Raw genomic sequence first — 23,862 nt, forward strand, 5'->3', positions numbered from 1 at the left:
TACTCGCTTTCCTGTGGGGGAGCTTCGAGCTTCCTCGGACTGCGTCCTGCGGGAAAAGAGTGCTAGGTGAGACCCCACAAGGCTTTAGCCTGAGGAGGCTCATCGCTCCCGTGGAAAGCGAGCTATTCCCCGCAGCCCCCATACACTCAATAAAAGTCTTGAAACTGAGTCTTACACGAATCTGCCATTTAGTTTAATAACTTTTCTAAAGTGAGTAGTATTCTTAAAATCTCACATAAAAAAAGAAGCCTGATTTATTTTCAGACTTCTAAGGGTATATTCACTTTAATGGTAGTTCCTTTGTTTTCGGCTGATGAGATGGAGAGTGAGCCACCGACGGCACGGGCCCTTTCTTCCATGCTGAACAATCCGACACCTTTATGGTTGTGATTAACCGAGAACCCGTTCCCTTCATCGGAGATCTCAATAAAAATAACACTCTCTACTTCTTTTATCCGGACCTCGGCCTCAACCACCCCCGCATATTTCCTTACATTAGTCAGCGCTTCCTGGATGATTCTGTAAATGCTTGTTTCAACATTAGGGGACAAGCGACAGCGAACGTCTGATAGAAATTTCACATTCAATCCATATGAATTTTCCAATCGATTGATAAATGAGCGTACAGCAGGCATTAGTCCGAGTTCATCAAGAGCGGATGGCCTAAGTGACCAAGACATATCCCTTACACTTTGAATCAGACGGCTGATGTCTGTGGTCATCTGGTCAATCAATGGGTGCGTATATTCTTTCTCCAGCCTTTGAACGGTTATGAGAAGGCTGTACAATTCCTGGCCGATTCCATCATGCAGTTCTCTCGATACATGCTTCCGCTCATTTTCCTGTACATCAATGATTTTTGTCATCATTTGTTGGAGCTCTTGTTCCACGCGCTTCCGTTCTGTGATTTCATTTCTTATAGCCAAATATTGATAGGGCTTTCCTTTTTCATCTAAAAAAGGAACAATCGTTGTATCAACCCAATAAAAGGATCCATCCTTTGCTTTGTTCCGAATTTCTCCCTTCCATACTTGGCCGGTGCCTATGGTACGCCACAACCCTTTGAAAAAATCTTTCGAGTGGTATCCGGAGTTTAAAATACGGTGATCCTGCCCAATCAATTCTTCCACGTCGTACTTCGATATCTCTGAAAATTTTTTATTAACATACCTTATCCTTCCCCTTTTGTCCGTTAAAGCGACAATGGAAGACTCATCTAGCGCATACTTAATATCAAGAAGTTCCTTGAATGGTTCATAACTTTCGCGGTCAAGGGTGCTTCTTTCTGCAAGATTTTGAATCGTAATATAAAAGTAGTGATTATCTGAGGCAATTGAATCGTGAACAACTAAGAAAACCGGAGAGGGGTTTTCCCCCTGCGGAGTAATGTAATGCTCTAGAAGGACGCCTTTTTCGCAGTTATGTAGATCGTCGAGGGACAGGTGAAGAAACAAATCTTCCAGTACCGCTTCCTCCCGACTCCTTTGAAATAATTCTTCAGCCCGATCATTCAAGCACGTTACAACACCGTCTTCTCTTACTATCAGAAATCCTTCCCTACGGGCGGGAAGAATAGGTGAAAGTGTTTCCTTTTTCATTCCACCGCCTCCCTTTTTTGAAAATGAGCTTGGAAATAAAATGACAACCGGTCACAAAGATCCTTGTCTGGCAAAGCGTGAGACGTACGATAACCGATAAAAAGCACGGCTCCGAATAGTGATGAATTAGCGATTGGAATCCCTATAAAAGATCGTATTTTTTCAGACAATACAATAGGATACTCTCGAATCGGCAACGGTAAATCTTCAACATTTTCACACCTGAAAGACGTCCCTGTTTGCAAAACCCTCCCGGCTACCCCTCTCCCGTAGATGACACTCATTCGTTTATACCGTTCATTCAACGGTCGGTCGGCATACGTCCACCTGATCCCCTCGGAGGGGAGATGAAACTCTGCAATGGCAACTAAGGATGCCTCTGTCTCAGCAGCGACTTTTGCACAAAGTTCTTCTAACGATCGTCTCACTCCTTCAGCCCCTTTACAGCGAATATCCGAGCAACCCTTTCTTCCAAGCATACTCCACCAATTCAGGCCGGGTTTTAAGCTGCAATTTTTCCATCACGTGCGCCTTATGAGCTTCGACCGTTTTCACACTTATGACCAGTTTTTCAGCAATGTCCTTATTCGCAAATCCTTTTGCAACCAAAGCCAACACTTCTCGTTCCCTATCCGTCAGCAAACGGTAGGTATCTGACGTTTTACCGTCTTTCAGTTTCTTCATATAGTCGTCCATTAACCGTCTCGTCGCTGATGGATAAAGGTATGCGTCTCCTTCTGATACTTGACGGATCGCTTTCAACAGCTCTTCATGAGGAGCATTTTTCAAAATACATCCGGATGCACCAAGTTCAATTGCTCGAAACAAATATTCTTCATCGTCATGCATCGTCAAAATAAGGATGTGCGTATCAGGGAAATGCTTCTTTATTTCTGATGTTGCCGATAACCCATCTTTCCCGTGTGGCATGGACAAATCCATCAAGACAACGTTCGGCCGCTTTTCCTCTACTTGAGCAAAAGCTTCGTCACCTTCTGATGCTTCACCCGCGACGAAAAAATCATCCACCGCATCCAGGAGCATCCGTAATCCAGATCGGACAACGGCGTGGTCATCCACAATCACAATGGAAGTCATCATCATTCCCCCCTCTTCTTAAAATAGATCCAAAACCACAGGCCTGACCTCTGTTCGATTTTTAATTCCATACCTGTCCTTTTCTGTATAAGTCGAAGAAAACCCTCCCCATCCACATCGATCTGTTCATGAGGGGAAAGGAATTGGAACGTTGCCGACTCCTCTTCCAAGTGAATGTCGATTGCATCGGTATCCGCATGCTCAACGATCAAGAGAATGGTTTGTTGAATCAACCGGAATAGAATTCTTTGATCTATTGAAAATGAGCCGTTTTCAGTTAAGAGCCGCACAGTTACTCCAAACCGATTTTCTATTTCTTTACTAAATTGCTTCACGGCAGGAATGACCCCTCTTTGTGCAAGAGATAGGGGGGTGGTCTCATTTGATTTACTTCTCATGTCATCAATAATATGTGTCAACAAAAGAGCAGATTTCGATCCCTGGCTTTCCTGGTCCATTTGATGGAGCAGCCCTGTCAAAAGGTGACTATACCTTTCATGAAGATCATAAGATAAATCATGTAACATCTTTTCATACATCTGGATGAGTTCATCCGCTTGAATTTTTATTGTCTCCTTCATCTTATTCCACCTCAATCACACGTAATCTTAGTTTCATGATACCTTCTAAAACACAGAACGGATATTAGGGCATTCCCTGATTTTCACAGTCCTGTTCATATTTTTTCAAAACATGGAGAAGGTAAGAATGGAGGTGGACAAACATGCAGCCATATCTATGTCCTAACTGTAAAACCAACCGCTCTCGATTTAATTTAATCGAACAGGAAGCAAAAGCTGTAAAGATGAATCCAAGAACAGGTGAACCAGATGAAAGTTACTCATCTGAAAATATGGATCCTTTTCACATGGCCTACAAGGGTCCGCAAATTAAAGTCCAATGCGGAGCGTGTGGTTTAATTGAAGATGAAAAGTCTTTTATCGCTTTCGCCGAGCATAATCGCTTGGATTGATCCTCTGTGATGAACCAGAGGGTCTTTTTTATGAGATCAACTCTTTCCGAATCGACCGTCCTTGCTTGAAAACGACAAGGGGTACCCCGAGCAAAAATAAAGGATGGTACACTCCAGCTCCGAGTAAAATCAAACTCGCCACCCTTCTCCACTCTTCACGGTAGAAATTTTCCTTTTGGACCATCATCATACGTTCGTTTATCACTTGTGCAAGATCTACATAAACGAACAAGATGATTGCGATTAACTGCATCCCTATAGCAACAAACGATTCACCAAGAATCAGTTGAATACTGAAAAAGGAAATGATAACAGGTGAGAAGCCAATATAGGCTAGTATCATATAGCTGGTTTTGCAGCTTTCCTCTTCAATCGGCATGGAGTGGAATACAGTCTCCACATCTGAAAAAAGCCCTCCAGCTACTTCATGATAAACAACAATAGCAATGGGCAGTGTTAACATTAACATCCAATCAACCCTCATCGGAATGACAAGAATAATTAAACAAACCGTTGGGATCGTTTTCCAGATTACATCGGCCGATTTTTGTAGATACCCGGTCCATATCCGACCATAGAGATGCTGCACAGAATAATGACGGCCTTTCTTCTTTTTCCAAATCGACTGTGTAATCCCAAATCTTTTCGGCGGCTTAATATTCACCTCTGTGAAATAACCGACCAACCACATATTCCACACACGCGCATCATTGATATCGATGATTCTCCCCCAGTCAACATCTCCCTTACGCATGAGAAACATTAAAATAACAATAGATAATCCTAGGTAGAGGAGCAGAACAGGATAGTCAAGGAAAAACAAGCTGGAAAGGATGGCGCTAAATAAGACAACAGTCAACTTGTGAGTGGAAGGCAGCGAAAATAATTTCCATTGCAACCATAAAGATAAAGGATAACTAAGAAAAAGAAGCGATACCCAAAGAACGGCAGACTCCCATGACATTAAAACAAATGCAACCGGAAGGGGGATGACGATGATGATCAGAATTTGAAGGACGTACTTTTCTAAAAACAGATAGGTGACGAGTCGCTTTCTTGAGTGAGGCAAAAAACTAAGCTGAAGTTCTGAGGAAGTAAAACGAATGCCAGGATCTGTAAAGGAAGTGATCGCTGCACTAATGACTGCCAGAAAAGGTAGAAGCAAAGCGTAAGGAGCTATGATTCCTCCTCTTCCATCCAGGACTGTGATCAACTGTTGCAGCCAGTCATAACCGATGAATAAACAAAAAATAACGAACAGTCCACTATAAAAGACCATAACGGGGTCAACAACCATATTGTATGTTTGTTGATAAAGATCGAACTTTTTCTTCCACCTTTTCTTTCTCAGCCACGTATAAACGGAATATGTCGTCCTAGGTTCCATCATGTCGACCTTCTTTCCAACTCGTGAAATTCCGACACGTCTCCTGAAGAAGAGACCTTCCCTTCTACAAGCATGACATAGCGGTCGGCAAGTTCAGACACCTTATCCAGTTGGTGGGTAGTCAATACAATACTCGCCCCTTCAGTTTTCTTCCTTACTAACTCTTCCTCGAGAAAGCGTCCCGCATACACATCGAGACCCATGAAAGGCTCATCTATGAATAATACGGGCACATCAGGGAGCAGCGCACAAATCGTTTGAACTTTTTGCCTCATTCCTTTAGATAGCGCTTCCGGATATTCATCCAACTTTTCCTTCAATTCAAATCCTTCGGTATAGGTTTGTACACGGCTTATAAATAAGTCCTCGGGAACACCATAACTCTTTTGATAAAGTTTAAAGTGGTGATAGACCGTTAATTCGTTGAACAAAAGAGGTTCTTCCGGTATGTATGTAAAATGCCTTTTATACGCTTTGTAATGCTTGTCCTGGTCATGCCCGGCAATGGATAATGTTCCTCCGTTTTTTTCTCGCGAACCAATCATCGTTTTCATCAGTGTTGATTTTCCTGCGCCATTATGACCGACCAAAGCCATAATTTCATTTCTTTTCACATGAAAACTAATATCCTGCAAGATTCTTTCTTTTTGGATATCGACACTGCAATTGTTAACGTCTAACACCACTTCCATGCCTACACCTCCACCTATTTTGATTTCTTTACGAGTATAAGCAGGAAATAGTTTCAATTTTCATCCAGGTGATTGTACTGATGTTGTTTTAAAAAAATTAGTCAATAAAAATAAGCCCTCTCCGCTTATACGAGGGGCTTATCATCACTTATTCATTCTTGATAAAAAGTCACCAAGCAAGTCGTCGTCATCTTCTTCTTGGACGTCTTCTTCTCGTTGTTCCAGAAAATCAGCTTGGAGATTGTCTAGATCCAGATCATCCAAGTCATCATCCCCGTCTAGCTCAAGCGGGGTTTCCGGTAAAACAGCTTTCTCCTTCTCAGGCTCAACATCTGTTGGAACTTGCGCTTCCTCTGTAGCTGCCTCTTCTTGAAGGTATAGCGCATCATCAATATGATAGGCATTGCTATTTAACGACGCAAGCAAAGTGGTTGCCCTCACAGGATCCATCATAAGCTGATAAAGGATGCTGCCGATGAGAGCTTCAGAGTGTTCGTGTTTAATCCAACTTTTTTGCTCTTTTGTAAGTGCTTTGGGGAGCGGGATCGTCACGGTCTCTTTATCTTTCGTAAAGGACTGGTTCACTCCATCAAGAACGAACTGTGCGATCTTACTTGAGAAATTTCTACGTTCATGCTCTTTCAACTGGGACAGCTGTTTCAACAAATGATCCGGTGTGTCCGAGGGGACCCGGAACGTAATGGACTGGCCCCTCTCCACACTTTTTCTAGAAGAACTCATTTAATCACCTTATTTAGAAGATCCGGCTTTTTGTTCTACTTTTTTATTGGACTTGTCTTCTAACTTTGAGTTCTTGCGGATATAGTCAGAAATAAGTTTGTAATAAGCATTGGCCATCATCCAGATGCTCTCATTCTCATCTTCAAAAAATTCAATGTTAAAGCCATCCAGTTTGTTGTTCAATGTCTTAATATAGTCCTTCAAGACAGCTGAACCGCCACCTACGAAGTAACAGATTTCAGACTGGGAATTCTTCTGCCATACGTTTCTCAAATAACGATATTGTTTCTTGGCTAGTTCAAGTAAAATGCGGTCCGTAATGTCGTGCACATTTGTACGGCTTCCTCGAACCATAATGTGATGACGATCATTTTTACGCGTGATGATATCGACGACGTCACGACGGCTGTCTAGTTCAACCCCATGCTTCGTAAGGATCTCGTCACGGATCATCTCCAATGATTCTGACACTCCCAAGTTGAAGCCCTGAGCTTTGTCATCATCCACGTTTCGGTTTCTAATCACGGCGATATCCGTAGAAAGACCACCGATATCTTGGATCAGGATTTGTTTATCGACTAACTCTTTATTAATAATGTTCAAATCATTATCCATGACAAGGTTTACATAAGCAGCAAATCCTTCTGGATAAACTTTAACCTCATCAAACTTGATGTTCACTTTCATACCTTGATATTTCGGTGTGACTAAAAATTCAACCTGGTGTACAGAACCAAGAAGTTGGGAGCGGTAGCCCACATCCTTGCCTTCTTTTACTTCACGTAAAGGTAAACCTGTACCAAGTGTATAGTTTGCTTCAATCACATTGTTTTTTGCTGATTGCGCATCTTTTCCAGTAACAGCATCCATAGCAAGAGATGCAAACAGCATAATCAATGTTTGATCTTCTTCTGATTTATAACTTCCAGGATCCAACTCCGCAGAGTTTGTCGTTTTCGTAGCTAAATTCCCTACACGATAGATAGCATTGTTCTCCCGTAAAGCAGGGGAATGCACTCGAATATGTAGATTATCGAGTGGATCCTTATCATCTAAGTCTTCAATCCCAATAACTGGACGGTCCTCAAGGTCTCTAGCGACCACGTTAGGAATATATAGAGAAGATTCCAATTTTCCAAAGTTCGCCTTCACGGCATCGTTACCAACATCAACAGCTGCAATTCTAGAGTTCGTCATTACACAGCTCTCCTTTTCTTTTGCTAGATTTGACCTCACCTTCCTTTAAATCTATTAAACAATCAGAAAATAGTCAATGCGCCTTTTTACGTGTTCATAATTGTGTACTTGTTTACAATATTGTGTTCATGTATACAAATATGTACACAAGTCTATATAGCAGCATGTGTACTTGTTTGCATACATGTATACGTAATTGCAAACACAATGAAAACACTTTTGCACACATGTATTCAATTTTGTACACTTGCATTCAAAAATGTACACATCAGATATTTTTCCAATGTTTTACTATTATCGACACAAAATCACGGTCTTAGTTTCAACCGTATTTTCTAAATGGCGGACTTTGTTTAAACAAAAAAAGAGAGGTATAATACCTCTCTGATAAAAAGAATAGTTATGTGATGTAAGTACTGAATAATTCTTCTAATTTCTTTGTCAATGCCAAGGTCATAAGCCCATTTCCTTCAGCTGTTTTAGAATGACCTAACGGAGTTGTCCGCTTAATAAGTTGTGAAAACACTTCAGATTCGGACATTCTCCTCTGAAACTGAGACTCTACTAAAGGAATGATTAATGCAAGACCACCGGAAACATGTGGAGTTGCCATAGAAGTGCCTGATAAGCGAGCATATTTACCTTCGAGATAGGTGGAGAGGACATTCACCCCAGGGGCAACAAGATCAATTTGGTCATTCGTGTTCGTAAAGGTGGCCAACCGTCGACTCTCATCCACTGCCCCTACTTGGATGACTTCATTATAAGCTCCGGGATAAGCATATTCCATCGTATCTTCCCGTCCATCGCCTTCATTCCCAGCAGCACATACTACAGATACTCCTTCAGAGATAGCCTTTATGATGGATTGTTTTAATGCTGGTGTGTCATCCGGTCCTCCAAGAGACATGGATATCACTCGAACACGCTCATTGTTCTCCCCTCTCCATTGAACCGCATAATCAATAGCGTCTGTAATCCACTGATACTGCCCACTCCCCTCCTCTGAGAGCACCTTAAGAATAAGGAGTTTCGCTTGAGGTGCAACACCGACGACACCTTCTCCGTCTTCCTTAGCCGCTATGGTACCTGCTACATGAGTCCCGTGTCCGTTATTATCCTGATAATTTTCTGGATCCCCATTATAATCGTCGGTAAAGTTTCGTCCTCCTATAATCTGCCCTTGTAAGTCTGGATGATCACTCTGACAACCTGTATCAATAACAGCTATAACACTGCTTTCTCCTTGGCGTGTCTCATCCCATAAACTTTGAGCCTCCACCATATGCACACCTTTAGGGACTTCATTCGTCGTATCCAAAATTGCATCCATTCGGTAAGGGATTAATTTCATTCGATTCATCATCTTCCTCCTTCATTTATAAACTGCAAACTGGAAGACTGGTCATGAAGAATGATCTTCCTTAAGTATAACACCGAACGTATGTTACGTTCACAATATAAGGAAAAAGAGGACTTATATACGATACACTGTATGATATATTGACTAAACATTCTTAAATGCGCTTGTTATATAACATATATAAGGTATAATAGACATCAATGTTCTTTATAAAGAACATTTTTTTAATGGGAGGAGGGGCTTTGCTTGATAATGAAATTTTGTGCACGCTGCCAGAGAGCATCCTACAGTAGTAGTAATACCGGGGGCTGGAGTTGTCCTATTTGCAACGAAAACCTCACTCATTCAGCACCTATTCCCATAAAAGCGAAAGAGCTTCATACACCGAAAAACAGAGTGATTCAAGCTTATACCAAAAACAAGGCAGCTTTATAAATGATTCTACGATACCCTCAATTGAAGCACTGTATGTCTTTACGATTTATTAATTCTTTCCAGAAGAATAACTGTTGATGCATAGCTTCCGTAGTTTCCATAGTTATACACATGTGAATAACTTATAGGAAGAGCACGGCCAACTTCCTCATTGATAGAACTTCCACAGAGCCTGAGATCCATCTGATTTCCCAGGTCTTTAAATGGGGACTAAAAAAGCAATGTTCTTCTAGGGTGAAGTGATGAACATGAACATTTGACCTTGCGGGCAAAGCAAGTAAAGCACTAGCCCCTTAAAGGGTTTCAGAGAGGATATTACTGGATTGGGAAAGGGTCTCACATTGTCCTGACATCCCCTAAGTAATCCTTATGAAGGGACCCCCATTAAACCTTTCTGGTGAGTCCTGTTAATATGAGTGTGTTACAGAAGTACGATTCTATCCCATAGTTATCCAAGACCAAATCAAGCGCATCAATCATACATATAAGACCAAAATAAGTTAGCCGCCTTTAGATGCTCCCATCTCCATACTTACTAAAAGGAGTGAACATCTAATACATGGATAAACAAAACGAAAAACCGATGGAAAATCTTTATGATTTCCCATCGGTTTTTATATAAGATTATGCTTTTATGGCAAGTATTTGCGTGGGTTAACAGAATTAGAACGCGCTCCGTTCCAGCTTCCTTCATGAATCTCAAAGTGAAGGTGCTGACCTGTTGAATCTCCGGTGCTTCCCATATTTCCAAGGAATTGACCTCTAGATACGGATTGTCCTGCCGATACAGCAGGTGTGCTTCTCATGTGAGCATATACCGTTGTGAACGTTTGTCCGTTCATACGGTGGGAAATCATAACTACATTCCCGTAGCTTGATGAGTAATTTGCACGGATGACAGTACCGTCTGCGGCAGCACGAATTGGAATTGTTCCTCCGCCAGCTAAATCGATACCTGAGTGCAATCTTGGTGTTCCATAAATCGGATGGATTCGGTTACGATCAAACTCAGATGTAACAGCTGCATTGGCCGGCCAGCTGAAGAGCGCTCCACTACTGGAAGAGGAGGATGAATTGGAGCTGCTTGAGCTTGAGCTTGAGTTTGAGCTGGAGCTGGAATTATTGTTGCTTGTATTTGAAGTACTTGCTTTCTTTTCAGCTGCTGCTTTTTCAGCGGCCGCTTTTTCAGCTGCTCTCTTCCTAGCTTCTTCTTCTGCTTTACGCTGTCTTTCGCGCTCGATTTCCTTCTGGATTGCAGCTTCCTGCGCAGCAAGAGTATCCTGCTCTTCCTCAATATCCATCACATGGTTATGAGCAAGTTCTTCATCACGTTCTAGACTTTCCATAAGTTCGTTTTTCTCTTGTTTCTTCTGGTCGAGTTCTTGTTTCAAAGCTTCTAATTCCTGAAGCTTTTCCTCAAGGGATGCCAGTTCGTCTTCAACTTGTGCTTTTTTCTTTTCTACTTCTTCTTTATCTGCTTTATGCTGCTCTAAAATTTCTTTATCCTGAGTAGCAATCGTATTCAGACTCATGACACGCTCTAAAAAGTTACCGAAACTTTCAGCGCCCATTAAAACGTCCAGATAATCAATGGCTCCACCGTTTTGGTGCATGGATTTTACGCGTTCCTTTAAAAGCTCATCACGCTCAGCAATCCTTTTTTCAAGTTCCGCAATTTCTGCTTTTAACTGATCGATATTTTCTCTGGTTTTCGCAATTTCATTTTCTTTCGTTTCAATCTTGTTCATCGCTTCCATCACTTGTTTGTCCAACTGAGCAATTTCTGCGTTTACCTCTTCTTGTCGCTGTTGTAGTTTATCAATTTCTTCCTGCTTTTCTTGCTTTTCTTTTTCTATTTCAGACTGCTTGGCACGGTTCTCCTCTAATTTCTCCTGGTTAGTTTCTGCGTTAACTGTATTAGAGTAGAGTGGAAAACCGGATAGAATAAGACTGACGGTCAGAGCGGCTGTTAAAAATCTCAACTTCAAACTTTCTTCCTCCCCCGAATCCTTACCTTTTTATTTTTGGTAGTTCAATAGATTTAAACTTTTAAATACTTACGAATCGATGTGAAACTTCCCCATAAGCCAATGATAATACCCATCAGTATTAGTAGTGCGGATACTTTAATCACAAACGGGTACACAGGCAGTAATTCAATGGGCAATGTCGGGTATCTAGTAGTCACTTCTGTGTAAAGGTAATCATACCCAAACACAACAACCGCGATCGGTATAAGTGATCCAAAAACGCCGATCATTAATCCTTCAAACAGAAATGGCCAGCGGATAAACCAATTTGTCGCTCCGACCATTTTCATAATTTCGATTTCTTTCTTACGAGCAACGATTGTAATTCGAATCGTATTTGCAATTAAAAACATGGCTGTGAAAAGCAGACCAGCAATGATCGCAAGCCCTACATTACGGGCCACATCCATGAAACTAAAAAGACGCTGAACGGTTTCTTTGGCATATTCAACCTTGGCGACGCTATTAAAATCTTCAATCGTCTGCGCGACAGTGATCGTATCTTCAGGTTCCACTGTTTTGACGATGAAAACATCATTCAATGGGTTTTCATCCTTTAAGGATTCGAAAACTTCCCCATCATCGCCAAGACTATCAATCAGCTTGTCCAAACCTTCTTCTTTGGACTGAAACTCTACTGAAGAGACTGCTGATACTTCTTCAATTTTATCCTTTAAGGCTTCACGGCTCTCATCTTCTGCCGTTACATCTATAAAGACCCGAACTTCGACATCTTCTTCAATCTGTGATGCAAAGTCATTTAAATTCAAAAGCAATGTGGCGAAAACTCCAACCAGCAACAAGGTTACAGTCACAGCTGAAATTGAAGCTATGGACATCCATCTATTTCTGGCTAAGCTTTTAACGCCCTCTTTTCCGTGACGACCAAATGTCTTAAATTTCATAATATTGGTCACCCCGTGTAATCCGTTCAATCTTTACGCTGTATAGAACGGTATCCCTCAGAACATAAGGTGCTGGACTGCGGTGATGCAGATCGAACAATTTATATCACTTCCTACTAAACTCTCATTTTGTGAATCTATGTTGTCTGTTGTATGTACTTTAAGTCGTCTGTTGCATTTTCCTACCTCATTATATCAAAGATATTCGCTAAATAAAGACAAATTATTATTACATTTGTGTTTCAAAACATAACAAAACACACGTATGTTTGCCTTTTTTGTCGACAAAATACGAATATAAACAGGAAGCTAACTAGTATTAAAGGCTTAGGTTGATAGATTCAATATTGTCGTCCCAAACTAATCGATTTCAAGTGAATTGAACTTAATAAAAGTAGATATAGTTGGATATGAATATCAAAAAAAGACAAAAAAAATGAAGACAACCCTTTTAGAATTGTCTTCATTTGCTTAATTTTTCATCTTCTTTAAGGCTTCCAACTCACGTTTGAGTCGGGAATTTTCTTCACGGATGGAGTCCAGACTTTCAGGTTTTTTTCGAATTGGCGATAAATGGACTTCATACCATGATTTTTTTAAGGCATCGTTGACTTCACTCGTTCTTCTTATGATGGCTGCAGGATAATGGGACTTCAAGTGAGATACTTCTTTTTCAGAGAGCCTTAATTCCCTGAAGGAAACACCCTCTTTAAAGGACTCTGATAAAAACTGCTCAAACTCGCTTTTAGACATGATATGCACCCCTTCTAAAGAATGGTTCTTGTTATACAAATATAAGAAGGGGCTAAGCTTTTCATGACTTTTGATAAACAGTTTCTTTTACAACGACGTTTGCAACGACTTCCATAGGGTCGATCAGAGGAACAGGAAGGTGATAAGGTTTCAACACGAGACCAATTTCCGTACAGCCTGAAATAATCAACTCTGCCCCATTGTCCAACAATTCCTGTGAAGCATCTTTCAGTAGTTGGAGGGGTTCTCCATCCGTGTTCCCACTTTTAATTCCGTTATCCCCATAGATGGCTCGCATCACTTTTTCATTCTGAGTATAGGGTGTGGGAGCAATCACTTCTAAATGATCGAAATACTTCTGAAAAAGTCCGGTTTCCAAAGTACCGGTCGTGGCGAGCACCCCGATTTTTTGTACGGTTGGATAATGATCCTGGATGAACTTCTTCAGTTCCAAAAACGCATTCAGTAATGGGAAAGACACAGCCTTTTGGACTTCTTCAATGAAGTAATGGGCGGTCATACATGGAATACACGCCACATCCACGTCGAGCTTTTCTAAATTCTTTGCGGCATGAATCATTTCAGGAACAGGGTTTTCCCCTTTTCCTGCAATAGCTTCTGTGCGGTCCGGGATTTTCGCATTGCTGTCTATGATCACTCGATAATGCTCTTGGTCCTTGCCTGCATCCGTAGCTCGTATAATCTTCATATAACATTCGGCGGTTGCCTCAGGTCCCATTCCCCCGAGTATGCCGATAATTTTATCATTCACTGTTATGCCTCCTAACGAAAGACCGGGACCTTGCTGTACGATTTAGTCAGAGGATTCCTGCTACTCTGTTTTTCAATGGCTTGAACAATTTCTCTTCATCCATTTCCGGACGTGTCTTGCTTAACTGTTCCAGGGCGATTTTCGCTCCAGGGTCCATTCCCTGGCAACCTGCTAACAAGACCACATCGTCTTTTTCTGCTTCTGAGAGTGCATGGTGGATGGCATCATCCAACTCCTTATACAAGTCTACATGGATGCCTGCTTCCTCCATCATTTCCTGGAAGACACGCAGCTCTTCATCTGTTACCCGGTCTTTTTCATCCACATGGGAATGGCTGACGGTTGCAATCACTTCTGTCAGTCCCAATTTAGGCGCCCATTCCACAATAGCTTTTGCATTTTCTCTGTTTACTGTGATTCCCCGGCTTCCGCGAATCGCATAAACAAGTTTAAGATTTGAATACTCCATTTGCTGCAATGTGCTCAAGGTTACGTTGATATTTCCATAGTTGGCGAAGTGGTCGTCCAAAATTTTAATATCATCCTCAAACACCATCTCGAAACGTCGTTCAACCCCACCGAACCCTTTTAATCCGGCTTGGATCGTTGGAATCGGTACCTCATTCAACAACCCAGCAGCGATGGCTACCATGGAATTGTACACAGAGTGATACCCGGGTGTGGCAAGCTCTATAGGGAACTCCTGTGTCTCATAGGTTGTCCCTTCTACGCTAAATGGCTTACGGATTTCGACCGTAAATTTAGCTCGCCCTGTTGAAAGATCTAAGTCTTTACATACTAGATCTCCATCTCCTGTTTCTACGCTGAATGTGAGTACATTGGCTTTCGTTTCATCGATCAAGGACGCGGAATAAGAATCGTCAAGGTTTAAAATGGCCCATTTATCTTCACCCGCATTGCGAATCAGGCTTGCTTTACAATTAAAGTATTCTTCAAAAGAACCATGAAGATCGATATGCTCACGGCTGATATTATTTAATGTAACGATATCAAAGTCCACACTCCCCACTCTGCTTAAATCAAGGGCAGAGGAGGAAACTTCCATCGTCACATGAGAAACATCCTGATCCCTCATTTGGGCAAAATAATGATGCAGGTCGAGCGACTCCGGTGTCGTAAGCTTTGTAGGCTCAGAGTAATCACCAAACTTGACCACGACCGTTCCAATCAAGCCTGTTTTAAGTCCATGCTCTTCAAGAATGGCATTCGTCATAAATGAAGTGGATGTTTTCCCGTTTGTCGCTGTAATTCCAATTGTTTTCATTTCATTCGAAGGGTGGTTATAAAAAGCATCACTGAGTGCTGCCAGGGCACGACGGCTGTCTTTTACTTTATACTGAGGAAGGTCTTCCCAATCAGGTTGATAATCCTCAACCACAATAGCAGACGCTCCATTTTTCACGGCCTCCGCCACGTAACGGTGTCCATCTGTTTTGAAACCTTTAATACAGACAAATACGTCACCCTGTTCTACATTTCTTGAATTGTATGCGAGTCCTTGGACGTCCAGGTCTCTATCATTCCATGACTCAAGTACATCGATGAATGATAATAACTCGTTTAGCTTAGCCATTCTTATCTACCTTCCCTGCGTTGTTTTCGCCTGTTCTATTAAAGTACCTATGAGCTCCGTACATAACGTTCGATTATTGGTTAGCCTTTCCAACGGTCCGTCAGATCTATTCTTCAGACTAATTCGGTTGGTTATTTACTTGCTTTTCTTTGTGACTTTGTTTACCACCAGATTCGCCAACTTTTTCCCAAAGGAAAATGCTGGTTTTGGATCTTTCGGGTCCCAGATGGCGTGGGCTTTCGGCCTGAAATACGATTTCAACACTTTCTGAGGAGAGAGTTGTCCAGTCTTAATGTATTCTCTGACGGCCAGAAGATCCTCATAGGCATACCAAAAGACAAGATTCTGGTCTTCTTCTATCGCTTTCGGCTCCACAGGTTCCCCAATCAAATCTTTATAAGTAATATAGGGGATGTTTATGCCTGTCTTTTGTAATAGGTGGTTCAAGTTCGTAATACGTACATTGATTTCAATCAAATAATATTGTCCGGTTTCCGCGTCCTTTTTGAATTCAATTTCAGCGAAACCCTTATACCCGATTCCTTCTAAAAACTTCGCACCGAGTTCGTAAAGCTCCGGGACATATTTTTGCTGAGTGTAAACAGATGCGCCGTAATTCACAGGGAATTGACGCAGTTTTTGGCAAGTCACCCAGTGCGTCACTTTAGAGTTTTGATCCAGATACGCATCGAATGTGTACATATGGTCATCAAAACCTGGAATAATTCGCTGGACGATGACTTCTACATTCGCTTGTTTCGCTTGTTCCAGTTTTTCTATTAATTCTTCTTTATTATGAACTTTGAAAAGCTTCCTTCTAAATTTAGAAACAAAAGCTGGTGAATCAACCGGCTTTACGAGACAAGGATAATGGATTTCGTCTTCCACTTTTTGTACAAGGTTCTCATCATCCGCTTGAACCGTTTCCGGAACAGCTACTCCATGCTGGGAGGCCAGCGTGTGGAGGGTGCCTTTGTCCATTATCTTAGTATATAACCCTTGTTCAGTTTGAGGAATAAGGAAATATTCCCTTAATTCCGGCAGATACTCATCCACGAACTCCACATATGGATCGGCTGTCGGAATAAGTACAGGGGCATCGTCCTGTTTTTGGGCATAGTCAATCAAGAAAGTCTTCAAACCTTCTGGATCCTCCTTATAGTGAGGCCCGATCAATGCTTCTGAACAATATTTGGACTCTAGCCCGTAGGCACCTTCCCAGTCATAGTCCACTGCTGCAACATGAACATCATGAATACCCAGACATCTAATCGTACTCAGTCCAATATAATAGTTCGCTCCTAGAACAACCGCTTTATTCGCCATGAGATATCCCCTTTTCCATCTGTTGAATTGTACTTGAAAATATATAAAGAACTCGTATTTATTTTGGTTGTTTTCTTTCTTTATGTAAACATATCTATTTTACCACAAACAGGTACCTAACAAAACGTAAACCCCTCTGCCAAAGACAACCATAGTCCCAGTCCCCTCTTCGTTATTAAAGTAAATGGCAGAATTGTGGAAGACTCATTTTCGAGATGTTTTTTGAGTGGATGGGGGCTGCGGGGTATAGCTCGCTTTCCGCGGGAGCGCGGTGAGCCTCCTCGCACTGCGTCATGTGGGATCTCACCATGAACTTTTTTCCCGCAGAAGTCTCGCCATTTCCCTGCGCCCATTGCCAAGTAAGATTCTAGAAATCACTTCTAAAAAATCAGCTTGTATGGTTTTAGAGGTGAATACTCATACAGGATTTCACGATCAGAATGCTTGCTTGATGAGTATATACTCCTGCGGCTCCCTTAATATGAAAAACACAAGTGGGTTCGAGACACTTATTTAATAAAGGTGCGGAGGGAAATGGTGAGACCCCGGAAGGCGTAGACTGAGGAGCCTCACCGCACCATGGAAAGCGAACCTTTTCACGGAGCCCCTAGAACCACACAATCGACTCGAAGCCGAGTCTTGCACAATCGGGAGTTTATCTGCAATAAGGTTAAATTCTGTCTAATTAAAAAAGTGGCACCTTTTATGCAGGACCACTTAATATAAAAGCATTTATTTGAATGTATGGTTACTGAAATCGACTTCAGTTGGAACTTGATCTTGTTGAATGGTAGGGCTTTGGACTTTCTTAAAGCGACGAACAACTTTATCGATGGCATATAATACAAGAAACGTAAGCAAAACGGTTAAAGACAACACATAAAGAGATGTAAGCATAAGCAATGATCCCCTTTCTTCTTTATATTTTCAGGTAGGAACAAACATAACCCCCGCCATGGATAAGACCGTTTATTCGCCTGTTTTCGAATAAATCCTAGTATATAATACCAAATTCTATACTGAAGTAAATATATTTTCGCAAATTCTTTTATATCCGCTTGAATACTTATAAATTCAAACGTATACATAAAGATCAACTTTCTTTCAGGCAAAAAAAACAGCCGCTTCCCCTCCTGGAAAGCCGGCCTTTACTTTCTCCTTTATAACTGGAATTCCCACTCTTCTTTTATCTCTATATAAGCAGTATAAAGTCGAGTAGCTAACTCATCTTCACTCTTTGTTCCATCATCTAACCCGAGTTTGGGAAGAAGGATCTCAGCAACCTCCCTGGTCATGGTGTTTTTTTCAGCAGGTTTTAATGTCGGGTACCGATGAACATAGGTTTTCAACAAGGTCCAATCTTTTTTCGTAAGGTTTTGTTTTTCCCAGTCTCCAACGACTTGATGAGTCGATTTCAGACCCCGGTTTTCAATCTCTTTCTCCACGAGCGTCTGTTTCTTTTTCGAGCGTTGTTTTTTCCGTTCATGGATGACGATCGTTCCACCGACAAGATCGCCCAGTCTTTTATGTTGAGGATGGAAGAAAACCATCAACATCCCGATCAGATAATAAAAAGGAAGCATATCAATGATTCGTAATAAATTTCGAATCAATATGGATAGGGCGGTTGCTTTTCCCCCATCTTCTTTGACGACTCGGAGACCAAGCATCATTTTCCCAAGGGTTTTCCCCCCGCTGAACCATTCGAATAAGAAGAAATAACCCCACTGGATGCCGAATAAGACAAGGATAACAAAAGCGATCATCCACCCGCGCACTTCCAACATGAAGTCCAAATGGTTTTCTGTAAAAATGAGCAGTGCAATCATTCCGCTATATAATAAACCTAATAGAATGGAATCGACGATTTGAGCCGCCCCCCTGCTCCCTAAGCCTGCCAATTGAAAATTCAAGGTCACATGTTCCGGGGTTTTCACTTTCCACCTTTCCTCCATCTTCTTCCTCCTTCCTTATGGGTTCCCATATGTCTTTCGATTTTCTATAATAGAAAAAGAATGTAAAAAATTCCCGTATTGCAGGTGAAACCATGAACTATCAATCTTTCGTAAAGCGCCACCGTGAAGAGTGGAAACGTTTAGAAGAACTGATTCAGTTGTTACATAAGAACAGTCGCCACTGGGCTCCGAAACATTTAGAAGAGTTTCAGCGCCTGTACCAAAAAATCACCCAACACCTTGCTTACAGCCAAACATACTTTTCAGAAGAAGAAACGACCGTTTACTTGAACGACCTCGTGACAAAAGCGCATAACATGCTTTACCAGGAAAGCACATCCAATTGGAAACAATTGAAACAAATGTTTGGAAGTTCATTCATCACACTCATCGGTGAACAATGGAAGTTCGTTGTCATCAGCATGCTATTGTTCTTTTTAGGAGGGCTGGCTGCTTTTCTTGCTGTCTACCAGGATCCGATGAGCCTTTACACGATTCTGCCTGATTCCATCGCACAAGCTGTGGATCCGAGCCGCCTCGGCAGCCAGGACGGTGGAATGAATTCTCCTATCATGTCAGCAGAAATCATGACTAATAATATTCAAGTAGCTTTTCTTGCTTTTGCCGGAGGGGTGACCTTCGGTTTACTGACTGTTTATCTACTCATCTACAACGGAATTATTGTCGGTGCCTTAGCCGCTTTGTTCATGGTTCATGGAAAAGCCTATGACTTCTGGGCCTACATCGTCCCACATGGAATTATTGAACTGACGGCCATTTTCATTGCGGGCGGTGCAGGACTTTTAATGGGTTATAAACTTTGGGTTCCGGGCAAACGAACACGTAGTTATCAATTAAAAACCTATGCCTATCGGTCTGTCCTGCTGTTAATTGGAACCATTCCACTCTTTATCATCGCAGGGATTGTAGAAGGTTACATCACCCCTTCCAACTTGTCCCTTGAAGCGAAATATGCCTTTGCATTCATTACTGTCCTCGGGCTTTTAGCATACGTAATCATTGGGAAAATCAATGCCAGCAAAACTAGAGAAGTCCACGGTTCATGATGTTAATATAGTGGGAAACGGCGGCGCTCGCCAGCTCCTCTTCCGGTGCCTCAATCATTTGGAGACCTTGCCGTTCCCATTTTTTCAACTCCTGCTTTTTATCCAACACATGCTTTTGAGCCAACGTTTTTACTAATGTGGTCTGTACATCCTCCGGCTCCCGCTTCGTCTGGGAATCGATGACTTTGTCTTCGATTCCGATCATTAAGAACAAGTGCGAGCGCCGTAACCGTTGTAAATAATGCAGAGCTGCTTCTTCGTATAAAAACGTGCTCACATCACTGAACAATAAAAGAAGGCTCCTCCTGCTTTGTACCTGCTGCAGGTGTTGGAACACAGCCGTATAGTTGGATTCGTATCCTTCGACTTTCAAGTCATAAATTTCTTTTAGAATGGTTTGCATATGCGCCATTCCTTTTGCGGGCGGCACATACACATGAACGTGTTTTGAAAAAGCGAGGACCGCCACGTAATCGCCGCGCTTCAAAGCAGCGGTCGCCACCGTCATCGCTGCCTCGAGGGACTTCTCCAATCGATTGCTCTCCTCAAGCTCCACGCCCATCATCCGTCCACAGTCAATCATTAAGGTGACAAATTTTCCATGCTCCGGTTCATATTCGTTGGTCATCAGGTTCTGAACTTTTGCGGTTTGTCTCCAATTGATTTTCCGGATATCATCTCCCACAACATAGGAACGTATTTTACTGAACTCCCCCGTTCCCACCTGCCGTCTCTTCAAGCGTGTTCCTTCGTAGAGAAGGAAACGTTGCGCGTCCTCCAGGAAGTTCCTGCTCTCTGTGAGGTCAGGAATGATCCGCACCCTCTCGGTTTGCTCCACCCTCACCTGTTTTTCCCATAAACCAAAGTGAGAATGATAGCGAATATGTAGGTGAGGAAGCGTGTAGTCTCCGCGTTGTTCGGCGTGAAATGGATAGGTGATGTGTACTTCCTCGTGTCCCTGAATCTCTTTTTGCAAAGGGAACGGTTGGGTGAACGATTGCGGAAAATGATCGATGACTTTCATCGCCATCCCTTTGCCGGAAGCATTCCTGACCACCACAGATCCATTATTTTCGATTCCCCGCTCCATTTCTTCATCCATTACCCTGCGAATTTGAAGCTCTTTCCGTTTAGGGGAAAAAGTAAGATCAACCAAGCTCAATAATAGAATCGCCCCATTTACGGCGATGATGAGAGGCCAGGAAAGACCTGTCCATGTTAGTAAAATCAATACGAATGATAAGGCGAGTATAAGCAAGAGCAGACGTTTCGTTGGAACAATCCCTTTATCGCGGAACAGGAACTGATCCCACAAGTTCTTGAATGATTTGGTCATGGGTCACTCCCTCCAGTTCCATATGCGGCGCTAAAATCACCCGATGTCTCAAGGAAGCGATCGAGACCTTTTTGACATCGTCCGGGGTGACGTAGTCGCGTGATTCAAGGTACGCCCACGCTTTTGCTGCCTTCGCAATGGCAATAGCTGCACGCGTACTTGCTCCGTGGCGGATGGATTCCGTTTCACGAGTCTTGCGAACGATCGACATGATGTACCCGTACATTTCGTCGGTCATCGTGACACTTGATATTTCTTCACTGATCCTGTTGAACTCTTCTACCGTCAACAGTGGCTGGACCGATTCCTCTTGTTTAGATAGGAGCATCTGTTTAAGCACGGCAATTTCGTCTTCCATAGAGGGAAAGTCGATATGTAATTTAAACAAAAAGCGATCTTGCTGCGCTTCCGGTAGCGGGTAAGTCCCTTCAAACTCCACCGGGTTTTGGGTCGCGACAACGAAGAAAGGAGCAGGAAGTGTGTACGTCTCACCCTGAATGGTCATCTGCTTTTCTTCCATCGCTTCAAGTAAAGCGGCTTGTGTTTTCGCCGGTGTACGGTTAATTTCATCAGCCAGCAGGACATTCGTAAACACAGGTCCTTTCATCGTCTCAAATTCACCGGTTTTCATGTTGTAGATCATGCTTCCAGTAATATCGCTCGGTAAGAGGTCCGGGGTGAACTGAATCCGCTTGAAGTCGCCTCCAAGGAGGTTCGCTAACGTTCGCACCATTTTTGTCTTCCCCGTACCAGGGACACCTTCTAATAACACATGTCCACCAACAAGGACGGACGCCAGCATCAATCGGACATTCTCGGACTGCCCGTAAACTCTTTGTTCATAGGCCTGTATCAACTCTGTCAATTTTTCATTCATGACCCTTGCACCTCTTTCCTCATCTGATCAAACGTATACGACCAATCTAAAAATGCCCTTTTATCTACATCCGTTACGTTTTCCAACGGCTCCACGGTTTTCGTCCATTTCTCCCAATCCTGATAATCCTTTTCATTCAACCGATACGATAGCGTGTGACGAATCTCCTCCCAGGACGCCTGGGAGGAGACGCCGAACCGGTCCTGTAACAGCTTTCGAAGGTAGGATTCTTGGACGGCCAGCGACTCTCTGTAAAACTCACCTTTCCGGTACCAGGCAGCGAGAGCCTGCAGGCGTTCATCCCCGAAACGCACAACCGCTTCTCTCGGCATGAAGGACGGGCCGAACCTTTTCCCCTGCATCCACAGAAAGAAAAGCATGAACAAAGCAAGCTGGAGGGTAAAGACGAGCAGCCATTTCGGATAAACGTCCAATCCGGCAAATAAACCATCTTTTCCGTGGATATATTCATCAAACCAAACCCTGCTGTCTTCGGCTTCTGAGGCTAATATCGATGTAATCACTTCATAATGTTCATGGTCCGCAATCCATTCATTAGTGAACCAATCCGGGTTCATGCCAACAATCAGTGCACCATCCCCATAGGAGCGCTCGAAGGCAAGCACACCATGACGATCACTCAATAGGACATCATCCGACTCCTTCGTTTGCAGCCGGTGCTCCTGTTGAACCTCTACAATATATGTACGACCATCCTCACCCTCCACCTTCGTTTCACCTGCAGGTAAGGCGCCGTAGTCTACCTGGGTATCAAAATAGCCGACGGGATTGTTTTTCATCAGCCAGATGGTATTCCCCTCTTCCATCCACTTTTCATACTGACGCATCTCATCTCCGCTGACGGTGGAAAAAGGTTCGATCATCAAGAGCGTTTGTCGGCCACTTGCATTCGGAAGCCGGCTCGGTATGCTATCCCAGCGTGCAGGTTCCTCCCCTTGTTCATCAAGAAACGTGTAAAAGGCTTTAATTCCTGTCTGGGAAGGGGATTCAGATAAATAGGGAGGATACGGTTCCGGACGTCCACTGGAGAGCCAATAGAGCACACCGGCAAGAAGGATAAAGGTGACAGCGGACCAAAGCCACGTTTTCTTTGAATTCGTCACGCTTCTCTCCTCCCTTCTTGATCCATCCATTGAAAGGCTCGGGAGCGAAATTCATCAAACTCCTCTTTCAGAAGGGTCCGGTTTCCATAGGTGATCTGATCAAAAACCTTGGCAAGAAAAGAAAAATCTGCAACGAGCGTATGATTTGAGTCCTGCAGGTCCTTTTCATAATCGCCGTTCGTTTTCCAGGTTTTCACCTCAACAAGATTTCGCGCATCGAAATCCAACAGCATGCCCAGGAACACATGACGGGCCGCTTCAGAAAATTGACCATCTTCCGCACGCGCTTCCGCTTCCTGCATATGCTTTGCTGATGACCATGCCAACTCTGAAGTCATGCTGAATGTACGTTTTTCAGACAACTTCTTCTCCCCTGAGAACCGCCCCACAAGCTTGATGACAAGCAACAAAAGGATGCCAATTCCGATGAAACCAAAAAAATAGATCCAGCCGTTGATGGCAGAATCAGAGACTTGGAAATTAGGAAACCAAGTCTCAAGCAACTCTTTCACCCACTGGGCAATGATATCCAAAAGACGTTGACTAGCCGTCTGAGATTCCTGCTCGTACGCTTGATACTCCGGACGCTCGAGAATCTCCTTCAGTTGTTCTTTTCCTTCATTTGATTGAATCACACGA

Annotated in this window: 23 protein-coding genes; 2 read left to right on the forward strand and 21 right to left on the reverse strand. The window is 42.8% G+C overall.

All coding sequences use genetic code 11. The annotated features are described in order from the left end of the window. Window positions 1–260: 260 nt before the first annotated feature. The 4 genes from K2225_RS10615 to K2225_RS10630 are packed head-to-tail and all read right to left on the reverse strand — an operon-like array spanning window position 261 to window position 3,277. Window positions 261–1,598 carry a PAS domain-containing sensor histidine kinase gene (locus tag K2225_RS10615; protein WP_220584708.1) on the reverse strand — a complete coding sequence of 446 codons (1,338 nt, stop codon included), beginning with the start codon at window positions 1,596–1,598 and terminating at the stop codon, window positions 261–263. Next, the gene (locus K2225_RS10620) at window positions 1,595–2,026 is read right to left on the reverse strand and encodes a GAF domain-containing protein (protein ID WP_220584709.1); all 432 of its coding nucleotides are present in this window, start codon (window positions 2,024–2,026) and stop codon (window positions 1,595–1,597) included. The genes K2225_RS10615 and K2225_RS10620 overlap by 4 nt, the downstream gene beginning before the upstream one ends. Window positions 2,027–2,039: 13 nt before the next feature. After that, window positions 2,040–2,696 carry a response regulator gene (locus tag K2225_RS10625; protein WP_220584710.1) on the reverse strand — a complete coding sequence of 219 codons (657 nt, stop codon included), beginning with the start codon at window positions 2,694–2,696 and terminating at the stop codon, window positions 2,040–2,042. 2 nt (window positions 2,697–2,698) lie between these two features. Next, window positions 2,699–3,277, reverse strand: coding sequence for a hypothetical protein (locus K2225_RS10630; protein ID WP_220584711.1), 579 nt, complete (start codon window positions 3,275–3,277; stop codon window positions 2,699–2,701). 143 nt (window positions 3,278–3,420) lie between these two features. Here K2225_RS10630 and K2225_RS10635 point away from each other — a divergent pair, with 143 nt between their 5' ends. Further along, the gene (locus K2225_RS10635) at window positions 3,421–3,669 is read left to right on the forward strand and encodes a DNA alkylation repair protein (RefSeq protein ID WP_220584712.1); all 249 of its coding nucleotides are present in this window, start codon (window positions 3,421–3,423) and stop codon (window positions 3,667–3,669) included. Window positions 3,670–3,697: 28 nt separating this feature from the next. Here K2225_RS10635 and K2225_RS10640 read toward each other — a convergent pair whose 3' ends face one another. The 13 genes from K2225_RS10640 to K2225_RS10700 form a co-directional block, all read right to left on the reverse strand. Further along, a complete protein-coding gene (locus K2225_RS10640; protein WP_220584713.1) occupies window positions 3,698–5,059 on the reverse strand; it encodes a hypothetical protein in 1,362 nt (453 codons plus the stop codon). Then, entirely contained in the window at window positions 5,056–5,748 is a 693-nt protein-coding gene (locus K2225_RS10645; RefSeq protein ID WP_220584714.1) for an ABC transporter ATP-binding protein, read from the reverse strand. Before K2225_RS10645 ends, K2225_RS10640 begins: the two co-directional genes overlap by 4 nt. Before the next feature lie 144 nt (window positions 5,749–5,892). Next, complete coding sequence (locus K2225_RS10650; protein ID WP_220584715.1) at window positions 5,893–6,489, reverse strand: hypothetical protein; 597 nt, start codon at window positions 6,487–6,489, stop codon at window positions 5,893–5,895. A gap of 9 nt (window positions 6,490–6,498) precedes the next feature. Then, entirely contained in the window at window positions 6,499–7,686 is a 1,188-nt protein-coding gene (locus K2225_RS10655) for a ParM/StbA family protein (protein WP_160910633.1), read from the reverse strand. Window positions 7,687–8,086: 400 nt separating this feature from the next. Continuing rightward, window positions 8,087–9,049, reverse strand: a complete 963-nt coding sequence (locus K2225_RS10660; RefSeq protein ID WP_305038437.1) for a S8 family peptidase — start codon at window positions 9,047–9,049, stop codon at window positions 8,087–8,089. A gap of 1,067 nt (window positions 9,050–10,116) precedes the next feature. Then, a complete protein-coding gene (locus K2225_RS10665) occupies window positions 10,117–11,472 on the reverse strand; it encodes a murein hydrolase activator EnvC family protein (RefSeq protein ID WP_220584717.1) in 1,356 nt (451 codons plus the stop codon). A gap of 53 nt (window positions 11,473–11,525) precedes the next feature. Then, complete coding sequence (ftsX, locus tag K2225_RS10670; protein ID WP_220584718.1) at window positions 11,526–12,419, reverse strand: permease-like cell division protein FtsX; 894 nt, start codon at window positions 12,417–12,419, stop codon at window positions 11,526–11,528. Window positions 12,420–12,890: 471 nt separating this feature from the next. Then, the gene (locus K2225_RS10675; protein ID WP_220584719.1) at window positions 12,891–13,172 is read right to left on the reverse strand and encodes a hypothetical protein; all 282 of its coding nucleotides are present in this window, start codon (window positions 13,170–13,172) and stop codon (window positions 12,891–12,893) included. 61 nt (window positions 13,173–13,233) lie between these two features. Beyond that, a complete protein-coding gene (gene cuyB / locus K2225_RS10680) occupies window positions 13,234–13,944 on the reverse strand; it encodes a cysteate racemase (protein WP_220584720.1) in 711 nt (236 codons plus the stop codon). A 46-nt stretch (window positions 13,945–13,990) separates the two neighbouring features. Then, entirely contained in the window at window positions 13,991–15,538 is a 1,548-nt protein-coding gene (locus tag K2225_RS10685) for a Mur ligase family protein (RefSeq protein WP_220584721.1), read from the reverse strand. A 135-nt stretch (window positions 15,539–15,673) separates the two neighbouring features. Continuing rightward, window positions 15,674–16,864 (reverse strand): carboxylate--amine ligase, encoded by a 1,191-nt coding sequence (locus tag K2225_RS10690; protein WP_220584722.1) that lies wholly within the window; start codon window positions 16,862–16,864, stop codon window positions 15,674–15,676. 732 nt (window positions 16,865–17,596) lie between these two features. Next, the gene (locus tag K2225_RS10695; RefSeq protein ID WP_220584723.1) at window positions 17,597–17,761 is read right to left on the reverse strand and encodes a hypothetical protein; all 165 of its coding nucleotides are present in this window, start codon (window positions 17,759–17,761) and stop codon (window positions 17,597–17,599) included. Window positions 17,762–18,024: 263 nt separating this feature from the next. Then, window positions 18,025–18,819, reverse strand: a complete 795-nt coding sequence (locus tag K2225_RS10700; RefSeq protein ID WP_220584724.1) for an RDD family protein — start codon at window positions 18,817–18,819, stop codon at window positions 18,025–18,027. A 92-nt stretch (window positions 18,820–18,911) separates the two neighbouring features. Between K2225_RS10700 and K2225_RS10705 the strand changes: the two genes are divergently transcribed. Next, window positions 18,912–19,886, forward strand: a complete 975-nt coding sequence (locus tag K2225_RS10705) for a stage II sporulation protein M (protein ID WP_220584725.1) — start codon at window positions 18,912–18,914, stop codon at window positions 19,884–19,886. On the opposite strand, the gene K2225_RS10710 is transcribed toward K2225_RS10705, so the two are convergent. From K2225_RS10710 to K2225_RS10725, 4 genes are read right to left on the reverse strand one after another with little or no spacing between them, the layout of a single operon-like run. Then, complete coding sequence (locus K2225_RS10710; RefSeq protein WP_220584726.1) at window positions 19,864–21,222, reverse strand: DUF58 domain-containing protein; 1,359 nt, start codon at window positions 21,220–21,222, stop codon at window positions 19,864–19,866. The two genes, K2225_RS10705 and K2225_RS10710, sit on opposite strands and share 23 nt — an antisense overlap. Beyond that, window positions 21,173–22,099, reverse strand: coding sequence for an AAA family ATPase (locus tag K2225_RS10715; RefSeq protein ID WP_220584727.1), 927 nt, complete (start codon window positions 22,097–22,099; stop codon window positions 21,173–21,175). Before K2225_RS10715 ends, K2225_RS10710 begins: the two co-directional genes overlap by 50 nt. Next, window positions 22,096–23,223 carry a DUF4350 domain-containing protein gene (locus K2225_RS10720; protein ID WP_220584728.1) on the reverse strand — a complete coding sequence of 376 codons (1,128 nt, stop codon included), beginning with the start codon at window positions 23,221–23,223 and terminating at the stop codon, window positions 22,096–22,098. The genes K2225_RS10715 and K2225_RS10720 overlap by 4 nt, the downstream gene beginning before the upstream one ends. Continuing rightward, entirely contained in the window at window positions 23,220–23,858 is a 639-nt protein-coding gene (locus tag K2225_RS10725) for a hypothetical protein (RefSeq protein WP_220584729.1), read from the reverse strand. Before K2225_RS10725 ends, K2225_RS10720 begins: the two co-directional genes overlap by 4 nt. Window positions 23,859–23,862: the final 4 nt, after the last annotated feature.

It is taken from the genome of Halobacillus sp. Nhm2S1 (assembly GCF_019599545.1).
Classification (GTDB): Bacteria; Bacillota; Bacilli; order Bacillales; family Halobacillaceae; genus Halobacillus.